At 71.4% G+C, this 22,225-nt stretch carries 26 protein-coding genes; 23 read left to right on the top strand and 3 right to left on the bottom strand.

Annotated features, from left to right (window positions below; translation table 11 throughout):
• The first annotated feature begins 63 nt into the window (after positions 1-63).
• The 20 genes from rplN to D1648_RS13110 all read left to right on the top strand — a co-directional run bounded on the left by rplN (position 64) and on the right by D1648_RS13110 (position 13,021).
• The gene (gene rplN / locus D1648_RS13205) at positions 64-432 is read left to right on the top strand and encodes a 50S ribosomal protein L14 (protein WP_102235363.1); all 369 of its coding nucleotides are present in this window, start codon (positions 64-66) and stop codon (positions 430-432) included.
• 1 nt (position 433) lies between these two features.
• Entirely contained in the window at positions 434-820 is a 387-nt protein-coding gene (gene rplX / locus D1648_RS13200) for a 50S ribosomal protein L24 (RefSeq protein WP_122942599.1), read from the top strand.
• Between the two features lies 1 nt (position 821).
• Positions 822-1,394 (top strand): 50S ribosomal protein L5, encoded by a 573-nt coding sequence (gene rplE / locus D1648_RS13195; RefSeq protein ID WP_122942597.1) that lies wholly within the window; start codon positions 822-824, stop codon positions 1,392-1,394.
• A 1-nt stretch (position 1,395) separates the two neighbouring features.
• Positions 1,396-1,581, top strand: coding sequence for a type Z 30S ribosomal protein S14 (locus tag D1648_RS13190; RefSeq protein WP_010550318.1), 186 nt, complete (start codon positions 1,396-1,398; stop codon positions 1,579-1,581).
• 72 nt (positions 1,582-1,653) lie between these two features.
• Positions 1,654-2,052 carry a 30S ribosomal protein S8 gene (gene rpsH, locus D1648_RS13185; RefSeq protein WP_122942594.1) on the top strand — a complete coding sequence of 133 codons (399 nt, stop codon included), beginning with the start codon at positions 1,654-1,656 and terminating at the stop codon, positions 2,050-2,052.
• A gap of 22 nt (positions 2,053-2,074) precedes the next feature.
• Positions 2,075-2,617 (top strand): 50S ribosomal protein L6, encoded by a 543-nt coding sequence (rplF, locus tag D1648_RS13180; RefSeq protein ID WP_122942592.1) that lies wholly within the window; start codon positions 2,075-2,077, stop codon positions 2,615-2,617.
• A gap of 2 nt (positions 2,618-2,619) precedes the next feature.
• Positions 2,620-3,006, top strand: a complete 387-nt coding sequence (rplR, locus tag D1648_RS13175; protein ID WP_122943321.1) for a 50S ribosomal protein L18 — start codon at positions 2,620-2,622, stop codon at positions 3,004-3,006.
• A gap of 37 nt (positions 3,007-3,043) precedes the next feature.
• Entirely contained in the window at positions 3,044-3,718 is a 675-nt protein-coding gene (gene rpsE, locus D1648_RS13170; protein WP_122942590.1) for a 30S ribosomal protein S5, read from the top strand.
• Complete coding sequence (gene rpmD / locus D1648_RS13165; RefSeq protein ID WP_164518750.1) at positions 3,715-3,897, top strand: 50S ribosomal protein L30; 183 nt, start codon at positions 3,715-3,717, stop codon at positions 3,895-3,897. The genes rpsE and rpmD overlap by 4 nt, the downstream gene beginning before the upstream one ends.
• 1 nt (position 3,898) lies before the next feature.
• Positions 3,899-4,357, top strand: coding sequence for a 50S ribosomal protein L15 (gene rplO, locus D1648_RS13160; protein WP_122942585.1), 459 nt, complete (start codon positions 3,899-3,901; stop codon positions 4,355-4,357).
• Between the two features lie 153 nt (positions 4,358-4,510).
• Positions 4,511-5,815 (top strand): preprotein translocase subunit SecY, encoded by a 1,305-nt coding sequence (gene secY, locus D1648_RS13155; protein WP_122942583.1) that lies wholly within the window; start codon positions 4,511-4,513, stop codon positions 5,813-5,815.
• The gene (locus D1648_RS13150) at positions 5,812-6,417 is read left to right on the top strand and encodes an adenylate kinase (protein WP_122942581.1); all 606 of its coding nucleotides are present in this window, start codon (positions 5,812-5,814) and stop codon (positions 6,415-6,417) included. Before secY ends, D1648_RS13150 begins: the two co-directional genes overlap by 4 nt.
• Entirely contained in the window at positions 6,414-7,250 is an 837-nt protein-coding gene (map, locus tag D1648_RS13145) for a type I methionyl aminopeptidase (RefSeq protein WP_122942579.1), read from the top strand. Before D1648_RS13150 ends, map begins: the two co-directional genes overlap by 4 nt.
• 294 nt (positions 7,251-7,544) lie before the next feature.
• Positions 7,545-7,766 (top strand): translation initiation factor IF-1, encoded by a 222-nt coding sequence (gene infA, locus D1648_RS13140; RefSeq protein WP_010550308.1) that lies wholly within the window; start codon positions 7,545-7,547, stop codon positions 7,764-7,766.
• A 22-nt stretch (positions 7,767-7,788) separates the two neighbouring features.
• Positions 7,789-7,902 carry a 50S ribosomal protein L36 gene (gene rpmJ, locus D1648_RS13135; RefSeq protein WP_010532506.1) on the top strand — a complete coding sequence of 38 codons (114 nt, stop codon included), beginning with the start codon at positions 7,789-7,791 and terminating at the stop codon, positions 7,900-7,902.
• Positions 7,903-8,125: 223 nt separating this feature from the next.
• Entirely contained in the window at positions 8,126-8,500 is a 375-nt protein-coding gene (gene rpsM / locus D1648_RS13130; protein WP_122942577.1) for a 30S ribosomal protein S13, read from the top strand.
• Between the two features lie 109 nt (positions 8,501-8,609).
• Positions 8,610-9,014 carry a 30S ribosomal protein S11 gene (gene rpsK / locus D1648_RS13125; RefSeq protein WP_122942575.1) on the top strand — a complete coding sequence of 135 codons (405 nt, stop codon included), beginning with the start codon at positions 8,610-8,612 and terminating at the stop codon, positions 9,012-9,014.
• A gap of 166 nt (positions 9,015-9,180) precedes the next feature.
• Positions 9,181-10,176, top strand: a complete 996-nt coding sequence (locus D1648_RS13120) for a DNA-directed RNA polymerase subunit alpha (RefSeq protein WP_122942573.1) — start codon at positions 9,181-9,183, stop codon at positions 10,174-10,176.
• 27 nt (positions 10,177-10,203) lie between these two features.
• Positions 10,204-10,695 (top strand): 50S ribosomal protein L17, encoded by a 492-nt coding sequence (gene rplQ / locus D1648_RS13115; RefSeq protein WP_122942571.1) that lies wholly within the window; start codon positions 10,204-10,206, stop codon positions 10,693-10,695.
• A gap of 253 nt (positions 10,696-10,948) precedes the next feature.
• Positions 10,949-13,021 (top strand): N-acetylmuramoyl-L-alanine amidase, encoded by a 2,073-nt coding sequence (locus D1648_RS13110; RefSeq protein WP_122942569.1) that lies wholly within the window; start codon positions 10,949-10,951, stop codon positions 13,019-13,021.
• A gap of 13 nt (positions 13,022-13,034) precedes the next feature.
• Here the strand turns inward: D1648_RS13110 and purL are convergent, their stop codons facing one another.
• The 3 genes from purL to D1648_RS13095 all read right to left on the bottom strand — a co-directional run bounded on the left by purL (position 13,035) and on the right by D1648_RS13095 (position 18,326).
• The gene (gene purL / locus D1648_RS13105; protein WP_122942566.1) at positions 13,035-15,362 is read right to left on the bottom strand and encodes a phosphoribosylformylglycinamidine synthase subunit PurL; all 2,328 of its coding nucleotides are present in this window, start codon (positions 15,360-15,362) and stop codon (positions 13,035-13,037) included.
• 136 nt (positions 15,363-15,498) lie between these two features.
• On the bottom strand, positions 15,499-17,652 hold the full coding sequence (locus D1648_RS13100) for an acyl-CoA dehydrogenase (RefSeq protein ID WP_122942564.1): 2,154 nt from the start codon (positions 17,650-17,652) through the stop codon (positions 15,499-15,501).
• Positions 17,649-18,326, bottom strand: coding sequence for a TetR/AcrR family transcriptional regulator (locus D1648_RS13095; RefSeq protein WP_122942562.1), 678 nt, complete (start codon positions 18,324-18,326; stop codon positions 17,649-17,651). Before D1648_RS13095 ends, D1648_RS13100 begins: the two co-directional genes overlap by 4 nt.
• A gap of 83 nt (positions 18,327-18,409) precedes the next feature.
• Between D1648_RS13095 and D1648_RS13090 the strand changes: the two genes are divergently transcribed.
• From D1648_RS13090 to D1648_RS13080, 3 genes are read left to right on the top strand one after another with little or no spacing between them, the layout of a single operon-like run.
• Positions 18,410-19,732, top strand: a complete 1,323-nt coding sequence (locus D1648_RS13090) for an acetyl-CoA C-acetyltransferase (protein ID WP_122942559.1) — start codon at positions 18,410-18,412, stop codon at positions 19,730-19,732.
• 25 nt (positions 19,733-19,757) lie between these two features.
• Positions 19,758-21,098: a 3-oxoacyl-ACP reductase gene (locus D1648_RS13085; RefSeq protein ID WP_122942557.1), complete on the top strand. Its 1,341-nt coding sequence runs from the start codon at positions 19,758-19,760 to the stop codon at positions 21,096-21,098.
• Entirely contained in the window at positions 21,098-22,036 is a 939-nt protein-coding gene (locus tag D1648_RS13080) for a MaoC/PaaZ C-terminal domain-containing protein (protein WP_122942554.1), read from the top strand. Before D1648_RS13085 ends, D1648_RS13080 begins: the two co-directional genes overlap by 1 nt.
• Positions 22,037-22,225: the final 189 nt, after the last annotated feature.

Raw genomic sequence — 22,225 nt, 5'->3', positions numbered from 1 at the left:
GCCAGGCTCGGCCGGCCCGCTCCTGCGGGCGGGAAGAGAACCGGTGAGACGATAGGAGAACGAGTGATTCAGCAGGAGTCGCGACTGAAGGTCGCCGACAACACGGGTGCCAAGGAGATTCTCTGCATCCGTGTTCTCGGTGGCTCCGGTCGCCGTTACGCCAGCATCGGCGACACCATCGTGGCGACCGTCAAGGACGCCATCCCCGGTGGCAACGTCAAGAAGGGCGACGTCGTCAAGGCGGTCGTCGTCCGCACGTCCAAGGAGGTCCGTCGCGTCGACGGCTCCTACATCCGCTTCGACGAGAACGCGGCGGTCATCCTCAAGACGGACGGCGAGCCGCGCGGTACCCGCATCTTCGGCCCCGTCGGCCGCGAGCTGCGCGACAAGCGCTTCATGAAGATCGTCTCGCTGGCACCGGAGGTGCTGTGACATGGCAAAGATGAAGATCAAGAAGGGCGATCTCGTCCAGGTCATCACGGGTCGCTCGAGCGACTCGGACAAGGCCGCCGCGCGCGGCCTCGAGCCCGGCGACAAGGGCAAGCAGGGTCGCGTCCTGCAGGTGTTCCCCGACACCCAGCGCGTGCTGGTCGAGGGCATCAACCGCCGCACCCACCACGTCAAGCCGAACCAGGCCGGCGGCGCGGGCGGCATCGAGCAGCGCGAGGCCCCCATCCACGTCTCCAACGTGGCCCTGGTCGACCCGGAGGACAACAAGCCGACCAAGGTCGGCTACCGCGTCGAGACCGTCGAGCTCGAGAACGGCCGCACCAAGCAGGTGCGCGTCCGCTTCGCCAAGCGCTCCGGGAAGGACATCTGAGATGAGCGAGACCGCCACCCAGGCGCCCACCCCGCGTCTGAAGACGAAGTACAACGAGACCATCAAGGCGCAGCTGACCGAGCAGTTCGGCTACGAGAACGTCATGCTGGTGCCCGGGCTGACCAAGATCGTCGTGAACATGGGCGTCGGCGACGCCGCTCGCGACTCGAAGGTCATCGACGGCGCCATCAAGGACCTCGCGGCCATCACCGGTCAGAAGCCCCAGGTCACCAGGGCCCGCAAGTCCATCGCGCAGTTCAAGCTGCGTGAGGGCATGCCGATCGGTGCGCACGTCACGCTGCGCAACGCCCGGATGTGGGAGTTCCTGGACCGCCTGCTGTCCACCGCGCTGCCGCGCATCCGCGACTTCCGCGGCCTGTCGCCGAAGCACTTCGACGGCAACGGCAACTACACCTTCGGTCTCACGGAGCAGGTCATGTTCCACGAGATCGACCAGGACAAGATCGACCGCGTCCGCGGCATGGACATCACGGTCGTCACCACCGCGAAGACCGACGACGAGGGACGCGCGCTGCTGAAGCTGCTCGGCTTCCCCTTCAAGGAGGAGAACTGATATGGCGAAGACAGCCCTGATCAAGAAGTCGGAGCGCAAGCCCAAGTTCGCGGTCCGCGCCTACACCCGGTGCCAGCGCTGCGGCAGGCCTCACTCGGTCTACCGCAAGTTCGGCCTCTGCCGCGTCTGCCTCCGCGAGATGGCTCATCGCGGAGAGCTGCCCGGCGTCACCAAGAGCAGCTGGTAAGGACTACCGCCACAGGTCCCCATTCCCCGTCACGGGGCGCGGGGGAAACCAGGTGAGGAAGAAGCAACAGACATGACCATGACCGACCCGATCGCGGACATGCTCACGCGGATCCGGAACGCCTCCGGGGCGTACCACGAGACCGCGTCCATGCCGTATTCGAAGCTCAAGGCCCGCATCGCGGACATCCTGAAGGCAGAGGGCTACATCCTCGGCTGGCGCGAGGAGGAGGCCGAGGTGGGCAAGTCGCTCGTCCTCGAGCTCAAGTACTCCGACAGCCGCGAGCGCGCCATCTCCGGGATCCGCCGCATCTCGAAGCCGGGCCTGCGCGTGTACGCGAAGTCCACCAACCTGCCCAGGGTCCTCGGCGGACTGGGCGTGGCGATCCTGTCCACGTCCTCCGGCCTCCTGACCGACAAGCAGGCTGCCAAGAAGGGTGTGGGTGGGGAAGTCCTCGCCTACATCTGGTGAGCGGGAGAGGAGAACACTAGCTATGTCCCGCATCGGACGCCTGCCGGTCGCAGTGCCGGCCTCAGTCCAGAACGTCACCATCGAGGGCCGCACCGTCACGGTGACCGGCCCCAAGGGCGAGCTCACCCACGAGGTGCCCGAGCCCCTGACCGTCGAGCGCGACGACGAGGGCCGCATCCTCGTCTCCCGCCCCGATGACGAGCAGGAGAACCGTGCGCTGCACGGCCTGACCCGCACGCTCGTCAACAACATCGTCCTCGGCGTCACCGAGGGCTTCACGAAGAAGCTGGAGATCGTCGGCACGGGCTACCGCGTCGTCGCCAAGGGCACGGATCTCGAGTTCGCGCTCGGCTTCTCGCACCCCGTCGTGGTGAAGGCGCCCCAGGGCATCACCTTCACCGTGGAGTCGCCGACCAAGTTCTCGGTCAGCGGCATCTCGAAGCAGCAGGTGGGGCACATCGCCGCGAAGATCCGCGGGATCCGTCCGCCCGAGCCCTACAAGGGCAAGGGCGTGCGGTACGCCGACGAGGTCGTGCTCCGCAAGGCCGGAAAGGCTGGTAAGTGACCATGGGTTACGCACTCAAGCACACCAAGGGCAACCGCGGCAGCAAGCTGCGTGCACGCGGCCGTCGTCACCTGCGCGTGCGTCGTCGCATCATCGGCACCGCCCAGCGTCCGCGCCTGGTGGTCACCCGCTCGTCGCGTCACGTCTTCGTGCAGGTCGTCGACGACTCGCTGGGCCGGACCATCGCGTCGGCCTCGACGATGGAGGCCGACCTCCGCGGCGCCGAGGCGACGAAGTCGGACAAGGCCCGCACCGTCGGCACGCTGGTCGCCGAGCGCGCCAAGGCCGCCGGCATCGACGCGGTCGTCTTCGACCGCGGTGGCAACAAGTACCACGGCCGCGTGGCCGCCGTCGCCGACGGCGCCCGCGAGGCCGGCCTGGCGCTGTGACCGCCGCCCGGACACAGGACGAGAAGAGGATCTGAATATGGCTGCACAGCAGCGCAACAACGGTCCCGCGGCCTCCGGCCGGCGGGACGACAACTCCAGCAACAGCAACGAGCGGGGCGGTCGCCAGGGCGGCCGTCAGGGTGGTCGCGGCCGCGGTCAGGACGCCGAGAAGTCGGCGTTCCTCGAGCGCGTCGTGAGCATCAACCGCGTCTCCAAGGTCGTCAAGGGCGGCCGTCGGTTCTCCTTCACCGCCCTCGTGGTGGTGGGTGACGGCGACGGCACCGTCGGTGTCGGCTACGGCAAGGCCAAGGAGGTCCCCGCGGCGATCTCGAAGGGCGTCGAGGAGGCGAAGAAGAACTTCTTCCGCGTCCCGCGCGTCCAGGGCACCGTCGTGCACCCGGTCCAGGGCGAGGATGCGGCGGGCGTCGTCCTGCTGCGCCCGGCCGCCCCGGGAACCGGCGTGATCGCCGGCGGTCCGGTCCGCGCCGTGCTCGAGTGCGCCGGAGTGCACGACGTGCTCTCCAAGTCGCTCGGCTCGACCAACGCGATCAACATCGTGCGGGCCACCGTCGACGCCCTCAAGCAGCTCGAGGAGCCGGAGGCCGTGGCCGCGCGCCGTGGCCTCGCGGTCGAGAACGTCGCCCCGGCGGCGCTCCTGCGGGCCCAGGCCGAGGGCCGCGCCGCCGCGCGCGCCGAGAAGGTGGGTGCCTGATGCAGATCAAGGTGACCCAGACCCGTTCCGAGATCGGCGGCACCCAGAGCCAGCGGTCCACCCTGCGCGGCCTCGGCCTCAAGCGCATCGGTGACACCGTGGTGAAGGAGGACCGCCCCGAGATCCGCGGGATGATCCGCGCCGTCGCCCATCTGGTGACGTTCGAAGAGGTGGACTGACATGACCGATTCCCAGCAGAGCCCCCTGAAGCTCCACGACCTGCGCCCCGCGCCCGGCTCCAAGACCGCGCGCACCCGCGTCGGCCGTGGTGAGGCCTCCAAGGGCAAGACCGCCGGTCGCGGCACCAAGGGCACCAAGGCCCGCTACCAGGTGCCCGTCGGCTTCGAGGGCGGGCAGATGCCGCTGCACATGCGGCTGCCGAAGCTCCGCGGCTTCACCAACCCCTTCCGCGTCGAGTACCAGGTCGTGAACCTGTCGACCCTGCAGGAGCTGTTCCCCGAGGGCGGCGCCGTCACGGTCGAGGACCTCGTCGCCAAGGGCGCTGTCCGCAAGAACCAGCCCGTGAAGGTGCTGGGCCAGGGCGAGGTGAGCGTCAAGCTCGACGTCACCGCCCAGAAGTTCTCCGCCTCGGCGGAGCAGAAGATCGCGGCGGCCGGCGGGTCCGTCACCACCGCGTGACCTCTCTTTGACGGGCACCGCGGCGCAGAATACTCTGTGCCGCGGTGCCCTGTCGTCATTCCAGGGCCGGTCCGACGGCCGCTCAGCCTCTGCGGCACCGGGACGCACCGCGCCGGCATCGGTCCCGTCCCCGGACCTCCAGGAGGGAAACAGGTGAACTCGTTCGTGCGCGCGCTGCGCACCCCCGAGCTGAGGGCGAAGCTCCTCTTCACGCTCGGTCTGATCGCCGTCTATCGACTCGGCGTCTTCATCCCGACCCCGGGATTCGACGCCACCAACGTCATGATGTGCGCGGACCAGGCCGCCACGGGTCAGGGCGCCAGCGCGCTGGGCATGGTCAACATGTTCTCCGGCGGCGCCCTGCTGCAGCTGTCCGTCTTCTCCCTCGGCGTGATGCCGTACATCACCGCCTCGATCATCGTGCAGCTCCTGCGCGTGGTGATCCCGCGGTTCGAGGCCCTCCACAAGGAGGGCGCCTCCGGCACCGCCAAGCTCACCCAGTACACCCGCTATCTCACGATCGGCCTCGGCGTCCTCCAGGCCACCACGATCATCACGCTGGTGCGCTCGGGCAACTTCTTCGTCGGCTGCACCCTCGAGCTCGTCCCGGACCAGTCGATCCCCACCCTGCTGATCATGGTGCTGACCATGACCGTCGGCACGGTGCTGATCATGTTCATGGGCGAGATGATCACCGAGCGCGGCGTCGGCAACGGCATGTCGCTGATGATCTTCTCCTCGATCGCCGCGAGCTTCCCCGCCTCCTTCGGCCAGGTCTGGCAGCTCAAGGGCTGGCTGACCTTCTCCCTCGTGATGGTGGTGGGCCTGCTGATCATGGTCGGCATGGTCTTCGTCGAGCAGTCCCAGCGACGGATCCCGGTCCAGTACGCCAAGCGCATGGTGGGTCGGCGCATGTACGGCGGCACCTCCACCTACATCCCGATCAAGGTCAACCAGGCCGGCGTCATCCCCGTCATCTTCGCCTCCTCGATCCTCGCGCTGCCGCAGATGGCCGCGTCCTTCGGGGACCCGGAGGCGGGCTGGGTGCAGTGGGTGAACAGCCATCTCGTGCTGGGCTTCAACTTCTCCTGGATCTACGCGGTCGTCTACACCGCGCTGATCGTGTTCTTCGCCTTCTTCTACGTCTCGATCACCTTCAACGCGGAGGAGATCGCCGACAACATGAAGAAGTACGGCGGCTTCGTCCCCGAGATCCGCGCGGGCAAGCCCACCGAGCGCTACCTGCGCTACGTCATCAACCGCATCCAGAGCGGCGGCGCCGTCTACCTCGCGGTGATCTGCCTGATCCCGCTGGTCGCGCTGTTCTACCTGGGCACCTCGCAGGACTTCCCGCTCGGCGGCGTGTCCCTCCTGATCGTCATCGGCGTGGGACTGGACACCGTGAAGCAGATCGACGCGAAGCTCCAGCAGCACCACTACGAAGGGATTCTCCGGTGACCACCACCTCCTCCGACGCCTCCGCCCCCACGGCCCGCCGCCTGCTCATCGTGGGCCCGCCCGGAGCGGGCAAGGGCACGCAGGCCGTGCGCGTGGCCGAGGAGCTGTCGATCCCCGCGATCTCCACGGGCGACATCTTCCGCGCGAACGTCTCGGGGCAGACCGAGCTCGGCGTGTTGGCGAAGTCCTACATGGACAAGGGCGAGTACGTCCCCGACTCCATCACCAACGACATGGTCCGCTCGCGCCTGGCCGAGGCCGACGCCCGCGACGGCTTCCTGCTGGACGGCTACCCCCGCACCCTCGACCAGGTCGAGGCGCTCGACGGCATGCTCGCCGAGCTCGGCACCGAGCTGGACATGGTGCTGCTGCTCGTGGTCGAGCAGGAGGAGGTCGTGGGCCGCCTGGTGGCGCGCGGCGCCGAGCAGGGCCGCAGCGACGACACCGAGGAGACGATCCGTCGCCGTCTCGAGGTCTACGCGGAGCAGACCGCCCCGCTGATCGACGTCTACGAGCAGCGCGGCCTGGTGCGCCGGGTCGACGGCATGGCCTCGATCGACGAGGTCACCGCCGCGCTGCGCGAGGCCCTCGGCAGCCGATGAGCCTGCTGCCCCCGAGGGTGGAGTGGAAGACCCCCGAGCAGATCGCGGTGATGCGCCGCAGCGGGCACCTGCTGCACCGCGTCCACGAGATGCTCGCGGAGCAGATCCGCCCCGGCGTCACCACGGACGAGCTCGACACCCTCGCCCACACGATGATCCGTGACGAGGGAGCGACGCCGAACTTCCTGGGCTACCAGGGATACCCGGCGACGCTGTGCATCAGCGTCAACGAGGTCGTCGTCCACGGCATCCCCGACGCGCGCCCGCTCGAGGAGGGGGACGTCGTCTCCATCGACGGAGGGCTGATCGTCGAGGGCTGGCACTCCGACGCCGCCCGCACCCACATCGTCGGCCGGGCCCGCTCCGTCGGCGACGAGGACCTGGTGCGGATCACCGAGGAGGCCCTGTGGGCCGGGATCGCGGCGCTCGCGAGCGCCGAGCGCGTCGGCGACGTCGGCGCCGCCATCGAGGACTTCGTGACCGAGGCGGCGGGGGAGTCCCTCTCCCATCTCGAGGGCTTCGGGGGGCACGGCATCGGCACCGCGATGCACCAGGCCCCCGACGTCATGAACTACCGCACCCGCTCGCGCGGCCCGCGCGTGCGCCCCGGCCTGTGCATCGCGATCGAGCCGATGCTCATCCAGGGCCAGGGCAACTGGGAGCTCGAGGACGACGACTGGACCGTGCGCGCGACCGGCGGCGGCCGCGCCGCGCACGCCGAGCACTCCGTCGCCGTCACCGAGCAGGGGCTGCTCGTGCTGACCGCCGGCGACGGGGGAGCGGCCGAGCTCGCCCGGCGTGGTGTCACGGCCGCTCCTGACCCGCTCTCCTGAACGGACGTGACCGGCATCATCGCCTGCACCCTCGCCCCTGCGGGCCCGCGCGTGTAGGCTGATCCATCGGGTGTGCTCCGATCGTGCGTGCGAACGCGCGGTCGTGCAGTCCCGTCGCGCTCCTCGTCCGCCCGGTCCCTCGGACCGTCGGCAGAGGCCGACGACCTGCCTCGGCGCCACCCTCGTCGATCATCGCCCCGTCACCCGACGGGCGATGAGCAGGGCCTGGGCAACCAGGAACCAAGTACGCGGAACTCGGCCCCGGCATCGCCGGAGGCGGGAGATTGGGGAGGCATGGCGAAGAAGGACGGAGTGATCGAGGTCGAGGGCACGGTCACGGAGGCGCTCGCGAACGCGCGCTTCCGGGTCGAGCTCGACAACGGGCACATGGTGCTCGCGCACATCTCCGGAAAGATGCGCCAGCACTACATCCGCATCCTTCCCGAGGACCGTGTGGTCGTCGAGCTGAGCCCCTATGACCTCGACCGGGGCCGCATCGTCTACCGCTACAAGTGATCGTCCCGGGAGAAGGAAAGCTATGAAGGTCAAGCCGAGCGTCAAGCCGATCTGCGACAACTGCAAGGTGATCCGTCGCCACTCGCGAGTCATGGTCATCTGCTCGAACCCGCGTCACAAGCAGCGCCAGGGCTGAGCCAGGGGGACGCGAGTCCCCGCAGCCACGGCACGCCGTGACCCCGCCGCCGCGAGGCGGCACGCCCCGCAGGGGCACCGCCCGCTCCCGCGGGCACCACACAAATGAAGAGACGACACCACCGGCACGAGCCGGTCACCCGCAGGACGGAGGCTGCGGCGTCGGGCAGACGGTCCCGGCGAGGTGTCGGCTCAGGCCTCCGAGACAGTAGGAGAATCTGCACATGGCACGTCTGGTGGGAGTGGACCTTCCGCGCGAGAAGCGCCTCGAGGTCGCCCTGACGTACATCTTCGGCGTGGGCCGGACCCGCGCCCAGGAGACCCTGGCCGCGACCGGCGTCTCCGGCGACAAGCGCGTCCGCGAGGTGACCGACGAGGAGCTCGTCCAGCTCCGCGATCACATCGAGGCGAACTACATGGTCGAGGGCGACCTGCGCCGCGAGGTGGCCGCCGACATCCGCCGCAAGGTCGAGATCGGCAGCTATCAGGGCCTGCGTCACCGCCGCGGCCTCCCGGTGCACGGTCAGCGCACGAAGACCAACGCGCGCACCCGCAAGGGCCCCAAGCGCACGGTCGCCGGCAAGAAGAAGGCTCGCTGATCCGCGGCATCCGCTGATCGGCCGCCCGGCTCCGAGACCGGAGCCCGCAGTCACTTCGCGCCGCTGAGGGAACCGGCGCACCCCCACACCACCAGAGGAGTTCTGCCGCATGGCAACCAAGACCCGTCAGGCCGCTGCGCGCAAGCCGCGCCGCAAGGACAAGAAGAACATCGTGAGCGGCCAGGCCCACATCAAGAGCACGTTCAACAACACCATCGTGTCCATCACGGACCCGACCGGCGCCGTCATCTCCTGGGCCTCCGCCGGCCAGGTCGGCTTCAAGGGCTCGCGCAAGTCGACCCCCTACGCCGCGCAGATGGCCGCCGAGGCCGCCGCGCGCCAGGCGCAGGAGCACGGCCTGAAGAAGGTCGACGTCTTCGTCAAGGGCCCGGGCTCGGGCCGCGAGACCGCGATCCGCTCGCTGACCGCGACCGGCCTCGAGGTGGGCTCGATCCAGGACGTCACCCCGCAGCCGCACAACGGCACCCGTCCGGCCAAGCGCCGCCGCGTCTGATCCCGTCGGCCGCGACGACGGGGCACCCCGCTCGTCACGGCCCGTCCGTGCCGGGCGGGGTCTCCCGCGCCCGGCACCCACGGCTGACGTGGACACCCCCGTACCTTCCAGGCCCACCGCCCCCTTCTGAGCGTCATATGGCGGACGCTCGCCGAAAGGATCCACAGTGCTCATTGCACAGCGCCCCACGCTGACCGAAGAGGTCGTGTCGGACAACCGCTCCCGGTTCGTCATCGAGCCGCTCGAGCCGGGCTTCGGCTACACCCTCGGCAACTCCCTGCGCCGCACCCTGCTGTCCTCCATCCCCGGCGCCGCGGTCACCTCGATCCGCATCGACGGCGTGCTGCACGAGTTCAGCACCGTCCCCGGCGTCAAGGAGGACATCACCGAGGTCATCCTCAACATCAAGAACCTCGTCGTCTCCTCCGAGAACGACGAGCCCGTCGTGATGTACCTGCGCCGCGAGGAGGCCGGTCGCGTCACCGCCGCCGACATCACCCCTCCGGCCGGTGTGGAGATCCACAACCCCGACCTGCACATCGCGACCCTCAACGAGAAGGGGCGCCTGGAGGTCGAGCTGATCGTCGAGCGCGGCCGCGGCTACGTCTCCGCCGCGCAGAACAAGGGCGTGGACGGCGAGATCGGCCGGGTCCCGGTCGACTCGATCTACTCGCCCGTGCTGAAGGTGACCTACAAGGTCGAGGCGACCCGCGTCGAGCAGCGCACCGACTTCGACAAGCTCATCGTCGACGTCGAGACCAAGCCGGCCATCAGCCCCCGCGACGCGGTGGCCTCGGCGGGCAAGACCCTGGTCGAGCTGTTCGGTCTGGCCCACGAGCTGAACCAGGAGGCGGAGGGCATCGAGATCGGCCCCTCGCCCACCGACCAGGCCCTGGCCGCTGACCTCGCGCTGCCGATCAACGACCTGAACCTCACGGTCCGGTCGTACAACTGCCTCATGCGCGAGGGCGTCCACACCGTCGGCGAGCTCACCGCCCGTTCCGAGGCGGACCTGCTCGACATCCGCAACTTCGGTCAGAAGTCCATCGACGAGGTCAAGGCGAAGCTCGCCGAGCTCGGTCTGTCGCTCAAGGACTCCCCGGCCGGGTTCGACCCCGCCGCGCTGGAGACCTACTCCGACGACTTCGGCGACCAGTACTGACCTTCACTTCCACCAAGGAGAACGACCATGCCTGCACCCACCAAGGGCGCGCGCCTCGGCGGATCCCCCGCGCACGAGCGGATGATCATCGCGGGCCTCGCCACCGAGCTGTTCCGTCACGGCCGGATCACGACCACCGAGACCAAGGCCAAGCGCCTGCGCCCCCACGCGGAGCGTCTGGTCACCCAGGCGAAGAAGGGCGATCTCGCCTCCCGTCGCCGCGTGATGCAGACCATCCGTGACAAGGGCGTCGTGTACCAGCTCTTCGAGGAGATCGCGCCGACCTTCTCGGAGCGCCCCGGCGGCTACACCCGCATCACGAAGATCGGCCCCCGCAAGGGCGACAACGCCCCGATGGCCGTCATCGAGCTGGTCACCGAGGAGTACTCCCCGAAGCAGGCCGTGGTGAAGGAGGCCGAGGGCGCCGCGAAGGCGAGCGCCAAGGCCGACGAGAAGCCCGCCGCCGAGGAGACCCCCGCCGAGGAGACCGCGGCCGCCGAGGAGCCCACGGAGTCCTGAGCGTCGAGGGTTCTGCGGAGCCCACGACCGGACGCGGAGAGCCGCGCACACCGCCGAGGGCGGGCCGACGGGAGAGATCCCGACGGCCCGCCCTCGACGTGTGTCCCCGCGAGGTCTTTGTCGGATCGTGACCGGCGCGGGACGTGCCCCGTCAGGGCGTGGACTACCGTGACGGTGGCAGCCGTGCGTCCGCCGGGTCCCACCCGGCCGCGCTCAGCGGCCTTCCCCGCCCCCTTCTCCCCAGGAGCCCGTGATGTCGAAGCGGAACCTGTCCACCGTCCCCGAGGATCGCCGCGCCGTCTCCCTCACGCGCCGCACCCTGATGGCCGCGACCGCGGCCGCCGTCCCCGCCGGCGCGGTCGCCCTCTCGGCGGCCCCCGCCCTCGCGGACCCGTCCGTCACCGGCGGTGAGACCCGGGTGGTCGATGTCCCCCTCGCGCAGACCGAGCTCGTCGACGCCGACGGGGACCAGGTGCGCGATCTGCCCGAGCAGCCCGGCACCATGGTGGGCGTGACCTGGCCGCACGAGGTCGAAGCCCCCGAGGTGCAGGTGCGAGGCCGGCTCGAGGGCGGCGAGTGGACCGACTGGGAGCTGCTCGAGACGGCGGAGGACCCCGAGACGGGCGAGGACGCGCCCGGCACGGAGTGCGCATGGATCGGTGTGGTCGGAGCTCTCCAGATCCGGGCGGAGCTCGACGGCGAGGACGTCACGGACAGCCTCACCGCGCACATCATCACGACGTCTCCCGCGCCGGAGGACGCCGCCGTCGCGGATGCTGCGGGCGCCCCGGAGCCGATGACGCTCTCCGCCCGGCAGAGCGTCGCCCGGGCCGCGCAGGCGGTGACCATGGCGAACCCGGCCACCCCGGCGCTCGGACCCGGGACGCCGAAGTACACCTCCCGCAAGGGCTGGGGCGCGGACGAGTCCCTCGTGCGCGGCACCAGCGCGGCGGACCAGCTCAAGGCCGTGGTCATCCACCACACGGCCGGCACCAACAGCTACACCGCCGCGCAGTCGGCGGAGCTCGTGCGCGGCATCCTGACCTATCACACGAAGACCCTGGGCTGGGCCGACATCGGCTACAACGTCCTGGTCTCCAAGCACGGGCAGATCTTCGAGGGCCGCAGCGGCGGGCTGCACCGCAACATCGTCGGCGCCCACGCCTACGGCTTCAACACCGGCTCCTTCGGCATCTCGGTGATGGGCAACTACCAGAGCACCTCCGTGCCCTCGGCGGCGCGGAGCGCGGTCGCGCAGCTCGTCGGCTGGAAGCTGCTGAGCACCTTCCAGACCAAGGTCTCCGCGACCTCCTCCTGGACGCCGGGCTCGGGCACCCGCTTCCCCGCCGGCAAGAAGGTCTCGCTGCCGAAGATGTTCGGCCACCGCGACGTGAACTACACCGACTGTCCCGGCGACGCGCTGTACAAGCAGTTCGGCACGCTCCGCTCCGAGGCGCAGAAGGCGCTGGACGGGGGCTGGAAGGACCACCTGAACGCCTTCACGAAGGCCGGCGGCTCCTCGAAGCTCGGCACCGTGGTCAGGAGCGCGCACGAGAACGGCCCCTTCACCGCCACGATCCTCACCAAGGGGCTGGTGCTCCAGGGCGGCGGCGGAGCGACGGGCTACACGTCGTCCTTCGCCCCGGAGTGGGAGCACGACTGGCGTCGGCCCGAGGGCAGCGCGCGCAGGGACGGCGACCGTGTCGTCCAGCCGTTCCAGCGCGGCGTGGCCGTCCGGGAGGGCGACGAGGTCCGCTTCGTGACGCCGTACTTCAGCGACGTCCCGACCACCAGCACCTTCTTCGTGGACGTCAACGACCTGGCCGCTCTCGGGATCACCAGAGGCTGGGGGACCCCGCCGAATGCGGAGTTCCGCCCCGGCGAGGCGAACCGCCGCGACGTGATGATCACGTTCATCGTCCGGGCGCTGGAGATGCCGGCCGACTACAAGGGGCCGCAGAAGTCCCCGTTCCGGGACGTCACGCCGAACATGACCTTCTACGACGAGATCTGCTGGGCCTTCGAGAAGGGCATCGCCAGGGGGCGGGGGAGCGGCGAGAACCGCACCTTCAGCCCCTCGGCGACCTTCCGGCGCGACGAGCTCTCGGCGTTCCTCTACCGCGCCGCCGGGGCGAAGGACACCAGCACGTCGAACAGCTTCACGGACGTGCCCGCGACGCACACCTTCGCCAAGGAGATCACCTGGATGGCGAAGATGGGCATCGCCCGCGGCTCAGGCGGCATCTTCGGCCCGAGCTCCGTGGTGCGGCGCGATCACATGGCCGCCTTCATGGTGCGCTGGATGCGGGCCACCGGGCGGGCCTGAGCGCCGCGGACGTTCAGCCGAAGTAGCGCGGCAGGGTCCGCTCCCGCAGCTCCCGCAGCTCGCCGACGGCGAAGGCGCCGAGGCCGTCGATCTCCAGGGAGTCGCCGCCGGTGGTGCCGAGCGCGAGCACCGGTACCCCGTGCTCGTCGGCGAGGGCGCGGAAGCGCTCCTCCGCCTCGGCCGGGATCGCGACGACGGCGCGGGCCTGCGACTCGGAGAACAGGGCGGTGGCGAGGTCCACGCCGTCACGCTCGAGCACGGCGGCGAGGTCGACCCGGGTGCCGGTCCCGAAGCGGACCACGGCCTCGACGAGGGCCTGGACCAGGCCGCCCTCGGAGAGGTCGTGCGCGGCGGAGGCGAGCTGCTGCTCGGAGGAGGCGATCAGCACTCGGGCCAGGGACCGCTCGGCCTCGAGGTCCACGCGCGGGGGCAGCCCGCCGAGGTGCTGGTGGACCACGTCGGACCAGGCCGAGCCCGAGAGCTCCTCGCGGGTCGTGCCCAGCAGCAGCACCGTCTGGCCGTCTGCCTGCCAGCCGGACGGGAGGCGATGCGCGACATCGGTGAACACGCCGAGCACGCCGACGACGGGGGTGGGGTGGATCGCGGAGTCGATCAGCCCGGGCTCGCCGGTGGAGTTGTACAGCGACACGTTGCCGCCGGTGACGGGCACCTCGAGGGTCTCGCAGGCCTCGGCGAGGCCGCCGATCGCCTCGACCAGCTGCCACATGGGGCCCGGGTCCTCGGGGGAGCCGAAGTTCAGGCAATCCGTGATCGCCAGCGGCGTCGCCCCGGAGGTGGCGACGTTGCGGTACGCCTCGGCGAGGGCGAGCTGGGCGCCGCTGCGGGGGTCGAGCTTGGTGTAGCGTCCGTTCGCGTCGGTCGCGAGCGCGATGCCGCGCCCGGTCTCCTCGTCGATGCGCAGCACGCCCGCATCGTCGGGCATCGCAAGCGCCGTGTTCCCGCCGACGTACCGGTCGTACTGGTCGGTGACCCAGCTCTTGGAGGCGAGGTTCGGGGAGGAGATCAGCGCCCGGACCTGCGCGGCGATCTCCTCGGCGGACTCGGGGCGGGCGAGCGCCTCGGCGGCGTCGGCCTGGAGCGCGTCCTGCCAGTCGGGACGGGCGTAGGGGCGGTCGTAGACGGGGCTGTCGATCGCGACGGTCGCGGGATCGACGTCGACGATCCTCTCTCCATGGTGGTCGACCGTGAGGCGGCCGTCGCCGGTGACCTCGCCGATCACAGCGGCCTCGACGTCCCACTTCGCGGCGATCTGCTGGAACTCCTCCAGCCGCTCGGGCGCGACGATCGCCATCATGCGCTCCTGCGACTCGCTCATGAGGATCTCCCCGGCATTCAGCGTCGGGTCGCGCAGCAGCACCTCCTCGAGATGGATGTGCATGCCGGAGCCGCCGTTGGCGGCGAGCTCGCTGGTGGCGCAGGAGATTCCGGCCGCGCCGAGGTCCTGGATCGCCGCGACGGTGCCGGCCGCGTACAGCTCGAGGCAGCACTCGATGAGCACCTTCTCCATGAACGGGTCGCCCACCTGGACGCTGGGCCGCTTGACGGGCCCGTCCTCCTCGAAGGTCTCCGAGGCCAGGATCGAGGCGCCGCCGATCCCGTCCCCGCCGGTGCGGGCGCCGAAGAGCACCACCTTGTTGCCGGCGCCGGTCGCGGCGCCGAGGCGGATGTCCTCGTGGCGCATCATGCCCACGGCGAGCGCGTTCACCAGGGGGTTCTTCTGGTACGAGGCGTCGAAGACGGTCTCCCCGCCGATGTTCGGCAGGCCCAGGGAGTTGCCGTAGCCGCCCACGCCGGAGACCACGCCGTGGACCACGCGCGCGGTGTCGGGGTGGTCGACGGCGCCGAAGCGCAGCTGGTCCATGACGGCGACGGGGCGGGCGCCCATCGAGATGATGTCGCGCACGATGCCGCCGACGCCGGTCGCGGCGCCCTGGTACGGCTCGACGTAGGAGGGATGGTTGTGGGACTCGACCTTGAAGGTCACCGCCCAGCCGTCGCCGATGTCGACGACGCCGGCATCCTCGCCCATCCCCACCAGGAGCTTCTCCCGCATCGCCTCGGTGGTGTGCTTCCCGAAGGTGCGCAGGTGCTTCTTGGAGGACTTGTAGGAGCAGTGCTCCGACCACATCACCGAGTACATGGCGAGCTCGGCGTTGGTGGGGCGGCGCCCCAGCAGCTCGCGGATGTTCGCGTACTCGTCCTCCTTGAGGCCGAGCTCCGCGAAGGGCTGCACCTGGTGCGGCGTGGCGGCGGCGTTCTCGACGGTGTCGGTCTCCGCGGCGGAGCCGTGCGGGGTGGAGGGAGTGTTCTCAGCGGTCATCGCGGGGTCGGGTCCGTTCGTCACGAGGGCTGGCCGGGGGAGCGCCGGGCACTCGGCCCGGCGCCCGCCCAGTCTACGGTCGACGCGCGATCGGGGGCGGAGCGGTTCAGCGCCGACGGAGGCGGCGTCGTCGGCCTCAGCGCCGCCGCGCCCGCTTCGCCGCATCGCGCAGCGACTTCTCGCTCACGGGGGCGTCGCTGCGCGCCCGCTGCGCACGGAAGTACGCCGCGGCCTCGTCCTGCCGCTGCTGCTCCCCGCCGAGCGCGATCGGGGCCCGCACGTGCCCGGGGCGCACGTCGAAGGCCGCGACCAGGTCCAGCACGTGGGGGCGCAGCCGCCACAGCAGACGCCGCAGGTCCCCCTCGATCTGGCGGCCGCGCTGGGTGGAGATCATCCCCGAGAGCAGGAACCAGGCGAGATCGTCGTTGATCGCGGAGAGGCCGAACAGGTCACGCACATCGGTGAGCACGGCGCGGGAGCCCTCGGCGCCGGGGCCGTCGAGCGCCTCGATGCCGGCGGTGAAGGCGCGCCAGCGCACGAGGTCGGCGTGGGCGCGGGCCGCGTCCAGCATCTCGACCTGGTGCTTGTTGACCTCGGCGGCGGCGTCGGCCGGGCTCATCCGGGCCGCGCCGCGCAGGGAGAGGGCGACCTCCTCGACCTTCACCCGGGCGCGGTCGGCGAGCATCTCCTCCTGGAAGTCGGCGTTGCGCATGGAGTCGAAGGCGCGCTTGGCGTTGCCGCGGTCGGCGACGGACTGCCCGAGCCGCGCCCAGGGGGTGTGCCGCTTGGCGAGCACCTCGGCGCGCTGGGCGATGAAGCGCCCGATCCCGGCGCGGTCCACGTTCTTCAGCTCGGAGGTGTAGTCCGAGAGCAGGCGCTTGGCGACCAGCTGCAGCAGGATCGTGTTGTCGCCCTCGAAGGTCGCGTACACGTCGAGGTCCTGGTGGAGGCCCACGAGCTGGTTCTCCGCCATGAAGCCGGCGCCGCCGCACGCCTCGCGGCACTCCTGGACGGTGTCCAGGGCGAGCCGGGTCGAGGTGGGCTTGAGCGTCGCGGCGAGCGTCTCGAGGTCCTCGCGGGCCTCGGGGGTGTCCTCGCGGCCGGAGAACACGTCGTCGAAGGCCTGGAGCAGCTGCTCGTGGGCGAAGGCGCCCGCATAGGTCGCGGCGAGCTTCGGCAGCAGGCGGTGCAGATGGGCCTGGTAGTCCATGAGCACGGTCTCGCGGGTCGGGTCCGCGGCGGTGAACTGACGGCGCTGGGTCGCGTAGGTGATCGCGATGTGCAGCGCGAGCTGCGAGGCCCGGATCGCGGAGCCGTCGAGGGAGACGCGGCCCTGCACGAGGGTGCCGATCATCGTGAAGAAGCGTCGGCCGGGGGACTCGATGGGGGAGGAGTAGGTGCCGTCGGGGGCGACGTCGCCGTAGCGGTTCAGCAGGTTCCGCCGCGGCACGCGCACGTGGTCGAAGGCGAGGCGGCCGTTGTCGATGCCGTTCAGCCCGCCCTTCTCGCCGTCGTCCTCGCTCGCCACGCCCGGCAGGAGGTTCCCCTCCTCGTCGCGCACGGGCACGTAGAAGCAGTGCACGCCGTGGTCGACGCCCTTGGTGATCAGGCGCGCGAACACCGTCGCGGCGCGGGCATGCACGGCGGCGTTGCCGAGGAAGTCCTTCCAGGCGGCGCGGAACGGGGTGTGCAGCACCCACTCGCCGTCCTCCCCGCCGTCGGGGTCGAAGGTCGCGGTCGTCGCGAGGGACTGGACGTCCGAGCCGTGCCCGATCTCCGTCATCGCGAAGGCGCCGGGGATGGTGAGGTCCATGGCCCCGGGCACCCAGGCGCGCTGCTGCTCCTCGTCGCCGAGCTGCACGATCGCGGAGGTGAACAGGCCCCACTGCACCCCGGCCTTGATCTGCAGGGAGGGGTCGGCGACGACGAGCTCCTCGAAGGCCGCGACGTTCGCGCCGTTGTCGTTGGGGCCGCCGAGGTGCTCGGGCAGCATCGGCAGCGAGACCTCCTCCTCCGCCAGCTGCTGCAGCTGGGAGAAGACCCTTTCGCGGTGCTCGGCGACGCTCGCGTCGACGGGGCGGTGCAGCTCGGGGCGGGCGGCGCGCTCGCGGGCGGTGCGACGCGTCTCGGCCCAGCGGCCCAGCAGCGCCTCGGAGACGCGCTCGACGTCGAGGCGCGGGCTGCCGTCGGCGGGGACGGGGATCGGTCCGGTGGGCGTGGTGCTCGCCGGCCGGGCGGCGGGGGTCGACGCGGCGGTGGAGGTCGTGGTGGTGGGCAGGTCGGTGGTCATGGGCGCAGTCCCTTCATGAGCCAGGTGACCAGGTGGGTCACGAGCTGATCGGAGGTGAGGGGGGTGGGGGCGTCGGCGGCGGTGCCGTCGTCGGGGGCGTCCTCCGCAGCCGTGCCGTCGGGCGCGGTCGCGGCGGCGGTCTCGAGGTCGGTCATCCAGGTGTCCACGGCGCGCTCGACGAAGCCGACCGCGCCGGTGGCCCAGATCTGCGGCGAGGGCGTGCCCGCGGGGAGGAAGGTCGCGACCAGGCGGGTGACGGAGGCGAGGAAGTGGGACAGGCCGTCGCTGGGCCGGGTCACGAAGCGGTACACGCCGGGGGAGCGCTGGGCGGTCTCCACATAGGCCCGGATCATGGAGCGGATGCGCTCCTCGGGCTCGGGCTCGCGGCCCACCCGCTGCTCGAGCGCCCGCATCTCCTCGAGCAGCTTGTCGTGCATGGCCCGCAGGATGCTGCGGCCGAGGGTGCGCTGCAGGTGGGCCTTGTCCTCGAAGTACCGGTAGACGATGGACTTCGAGGTGCCCGAGGCCGCGGCGATGTCCTCCATCGTCACGTCGGGTCCGCGCTCGTGGATGAGGTGGCGGGCCACGTCCAGCAGCTCGGAGCGGCGCTGTTCGCGGTGCCGGGCCCAGCGGGCCGAGCGTCCGTCCACGGGGGCTTGCGTCGTCGCATTCACAGAACCTAGGGTATCAAGTACCGACGGTTCTATGTAAAGTCCTGTCCGTCGACAGCAGACGTGACCACGAAGAGGTGCCCACAGTGACCCCCACAGCTCCCCCGCGCGATGCGCTCGTCCTCGGCGGCAACCGGATCCCGTTCGCCCGCTCCGGCGGACCCTACGCCGGGATCTCCAACCAGGACATGCTCACCGCCGCCCTCGAGGGGCTCGTCGCCCGCTTCTCGCTGCAGGGGGAGAAGCTCGGCGAGGTCGCCGGCGGGGCGGTCCTCAAGCTCGCCGGAGACCTCAACCTCACCCGCGAGAGCGCGATGGGCACGCCGCTCGACCCCCGCACCCCGGCGCTCGACATGTCCAAGGCCTGCGCGACCAGCCTCGAGACCGTCCTGCACGTCTCCAACCGGATCCGCCTGGGCCAGATCGACTCCGGCATCGCCTGCGGCGTCGACTCCGCCTCCGACTCGCCGATCGAGGTCACCCCTCGCCTGCGCCGCATCCTGCATCGCGCCTTCGCCGCGAAGACTCCGGTGCAGCGCGTCAAGGCGCTCGCCGCGATCCGCCCCGCCGACCTCGCCCCGGTCCCGCCCCGCAACGGCGAGCCCCGCACCGGGCTGTCCATGGGCGAGCACCAGGCGCTGACCACCGCGCTGTGGGACATCACCCGTGAAGCCCAGGACGAGCTCGCCCTCGCCTCCCACCAGAAGCTCGCCGCCGCCTACGACGCCGGCTTCCTCGACGACCTCGTCACCGGCTACCGCGGCCTCGCCCGCGACCAGAACCTGCGCCCCGACTCGACCCTCGAGAAGCTCGGGACCCTGAAGCCCGTCTTCGGCGTGCGCTCGCCGCAGGTCGCCGAGCCCACCATGACCGCCGGGAACTCCACCCCGCTCTCCGACGGCGCCTCCTCCGTGCTGCTGGGCAGCGCCGACTGGGCCGCCGAGCGCGGCCTGATCCCGCTCGCCCGCGTGGTCGACGCCCGCAGCGCCGCCGTCGACTTCGCCCACGGCGACGAGGGGCTGCTCATGGCCCCCGCCTACGCCGTCCCCGAGCTGCTGGACGCGAACGGCCTCGCCCTCCAGGACCTCGACCTCTACGAGATCCACGAGGCCTTCGCCTCCACGGTGCTGACCACCCTGAAGGCCTGGGAGTCCGAGGAGTTCTGCCGGCGGCGGCTGGGCCGCTCGGCACCGCTCGGCGCGATCGACCGCGACCGCCTGAACGTCACCGGCTCCTCGCTCGCGGCCGGGCACCCCTTCGCCGCCACCGGCGGACGCCTCGTCGCGACGCTCGCGAAGCTCCTCCACGCCCGGGCGGTCGAGACCGGCCGCGTCCAGCGCGGCCTCATCTCGGTGTGCGCCGCCGCCGGACAGGGCACCGTCATGCTGCTCGAGTCCGTCACCGACTGACCCCCGACACGTCACGGAGGACCCCATGGCCGACGCCTACACCCGCTTCATCCGCTCCGCCCCCGGCGGCCTGCTCGCCAAGCAGCTGGGCCTGCCCCGCCCCTCCCGGCTCCTGCGCCGGGAGGACCGCCCCGAGCCCGTGCTCGGCCCCGTCGTGGTGCTCGGCGCCTCGGCCGGTGCCGACGCCGTCGCCCAGCGCCTCCTCGAGCAGGGCGCCGACGTGCGCCGCCGCGTCGAGGAGCTGCGCACCATCGGCACGGTGATCGTCGTGGCCGACGAGCTCGCCGCCCCCGCCGAGCTCGGGCCGCTGGTGCTCCCGCTGGCCGGGGCGATGCGCTCCCTCGCCCCCGGCGCGCGGATCGTGACCATCTCCCGCCCCGCGACGGGCGAGGACCCCGCCCGGGACGCCGCCCGCGGCGGCGTCGAGGGCTTCCTGCGCTCCCTCGCGCACGAGATGCGCGGCGGCGGGACCGCCAACGGCATCCTGCTCGAGGACGGCGTCGAGGTCGACGCCCCCGGCGCGATCGGCGCGCTGAGGTTCTTCCTCTCCGCCCGCAGCGCCTTCGTCACCGGCCAGCTGCTGCGCGTCTCCTCCACGGCCGGGTCGGCCACGGAGAACCCCACGCTCCCGCTCGCCGGACGCACCGCCCTGGTCACCGGCGCGGCGCGCGGCATCGGCGCGGCGATCGCACGCACCCTCGCGGCCGACGGGGCCCGGCTGGTGCTGCTGGACGTGCCCGGCGCCGGCACCGAGCTCGCCCGGCTCGCCAACGAGCTGCGCGCGGTGCCGATCCAGCTCGACGTCACCTCCGACGGGGCGGGGGAGCGGCTGATCGCCTTCCTCCGCGAGAAGGGGCTGAGCCTCGACGTGCTCGTGCTCAACGCCGGGATCACCCGCGACAAGCTCTTCGCGAACATGACCCCGGACCGCTGGGATCCGGTGCTCGCCGTGAACATCACCAGCCAGATCTCGCTCACCGAGGCGCTGCTCGAGGCCGGGGACGTGCTCGGTGAGCACCCGCGCGTCGTATCGCTGGCCTCCACCAGCGGCATCGCCGGCAACCGCGGCCAGACCAACTACGCCGCCTCCAAGGCCGGGGTCATGGCCTTCGTCGACGCGCTCGCCGGGCGGCTCGCCGCCGTCGACGGCACCGCGAACGCGGTCGCGCCCGGCTTCATCGAGACCGAGATGACCGCGAGGATGCCGGCGCTCACCCGGGAGGTCGCCCGCCGCCTGAACTCGCTGCAGCAGGGCGGGCTGCCGGTGGACGTCGCCGAGGCGATCGCCTTCCTCGCGAGCGACGAGGCCGGCGGCGTGCAGGGGCAGACCCTGCGCGTGTGCGGGCAGAACATGGTGGGCAAGTGATGGCCGAACGCGTCAAGGACCTCACAGACGTCCCCTCCTTCCCCGCGATCTACGCCGCCGCGCTGGACCCCCGCTCCCGCCTGGGCGGACGGCGCGGCCGGGCGCGCACCAGCTCCGAGCAGCTGCCGAGCCTCGCCTACCGGGTGCGCTCGGTGCGGATCGACGCCGACCGCGCCCGCGACTTCGACCACCTCATGGGCGGGCCCGCCACGGATCTCGTCCACCCCGGGGTGCTGCACGTGCTCGCCTTCCCCGTCTCCCTCGCGCTCATGGCACGGCGCGACTTCCCCTTCCCGCTGCTGGGACTCGTGCACCTGCGCAACCAGGTGCTCCAGCACCGGCCGGTGCGGGTGGAGGAGCTCGTGGACGTCGAGTGCCGGGTGCGGGACCTGCGCCCGCATCGCAGGGGCCGCACCTTCGAGGCGGTCTCCACGATCCTCGGGCAGGGCGGCGAGATCATCGCCACCGACGTCTCGACCTATCTGGTCAGGGGAGCTGAGCCGGGGTCGGGGGAGCCCTCGGGCACCTCGCCGGCGGACGAGGGCGGCTCGCGTCGGCGCGAGTTCGTGCCGCCGCGCCCGACGGGCCGCTGGGAGCTGGGCGCGGACACCGGGCGGCGCTACGGTGCGGTCTCGGGGGACGTGAACCCGATCCATCTCTCCTCCCTCACCGCGAAGGCGTTCGGGTTCCCCTCGGCGATCGCGCACGGGATGTACACGGCCTCCCGCGCCTTCACCGAGGCGCGCGTCGACCTCGCGAAGCCCCTGCGCTGGGACGTCACTTTCGACGCCCCGGTCACGCTGCCGGGCTCGGTGCTCGTCGCCTACGAGGACGACGCCGCGACGGGGACCGCGCGCTGCGTGGGCTGGAAGCCCGGACGCGGGGAGAAGGGGCCGCGGCGCTGCTTCGAGGTCGAGGTGACCACGCTCGAGCGCTGAGAACGAGCGCCTCGGTCGGCTCGAGCGGCTCGAGCGGCTCGAGCTCCTCGAGAGGCCCTGCAGGGGCTCGACGAGGGCGGCTCGTGGCGGGGGCGGCACGTGTTCTCGAGCGACGGGCGGCGGCCGGTGGGGAGCTCTCTCCACCGGCCGCCGTCGTGAAGTCCGGGTCCGTTCGGTCGCGGCTGATGA

The organism is Brachybacterium sp. EE-P12, from assembly GCF_003711805.1.
Classification (GTDB): Bacteria; Actinomycetota; Actinomycetes; order Actinomycetales; family Dermabacteraceae; genus Brachybacterium.
This window is presented reverse-complemented; position numbering and strand designations above follow the sequence as displayed.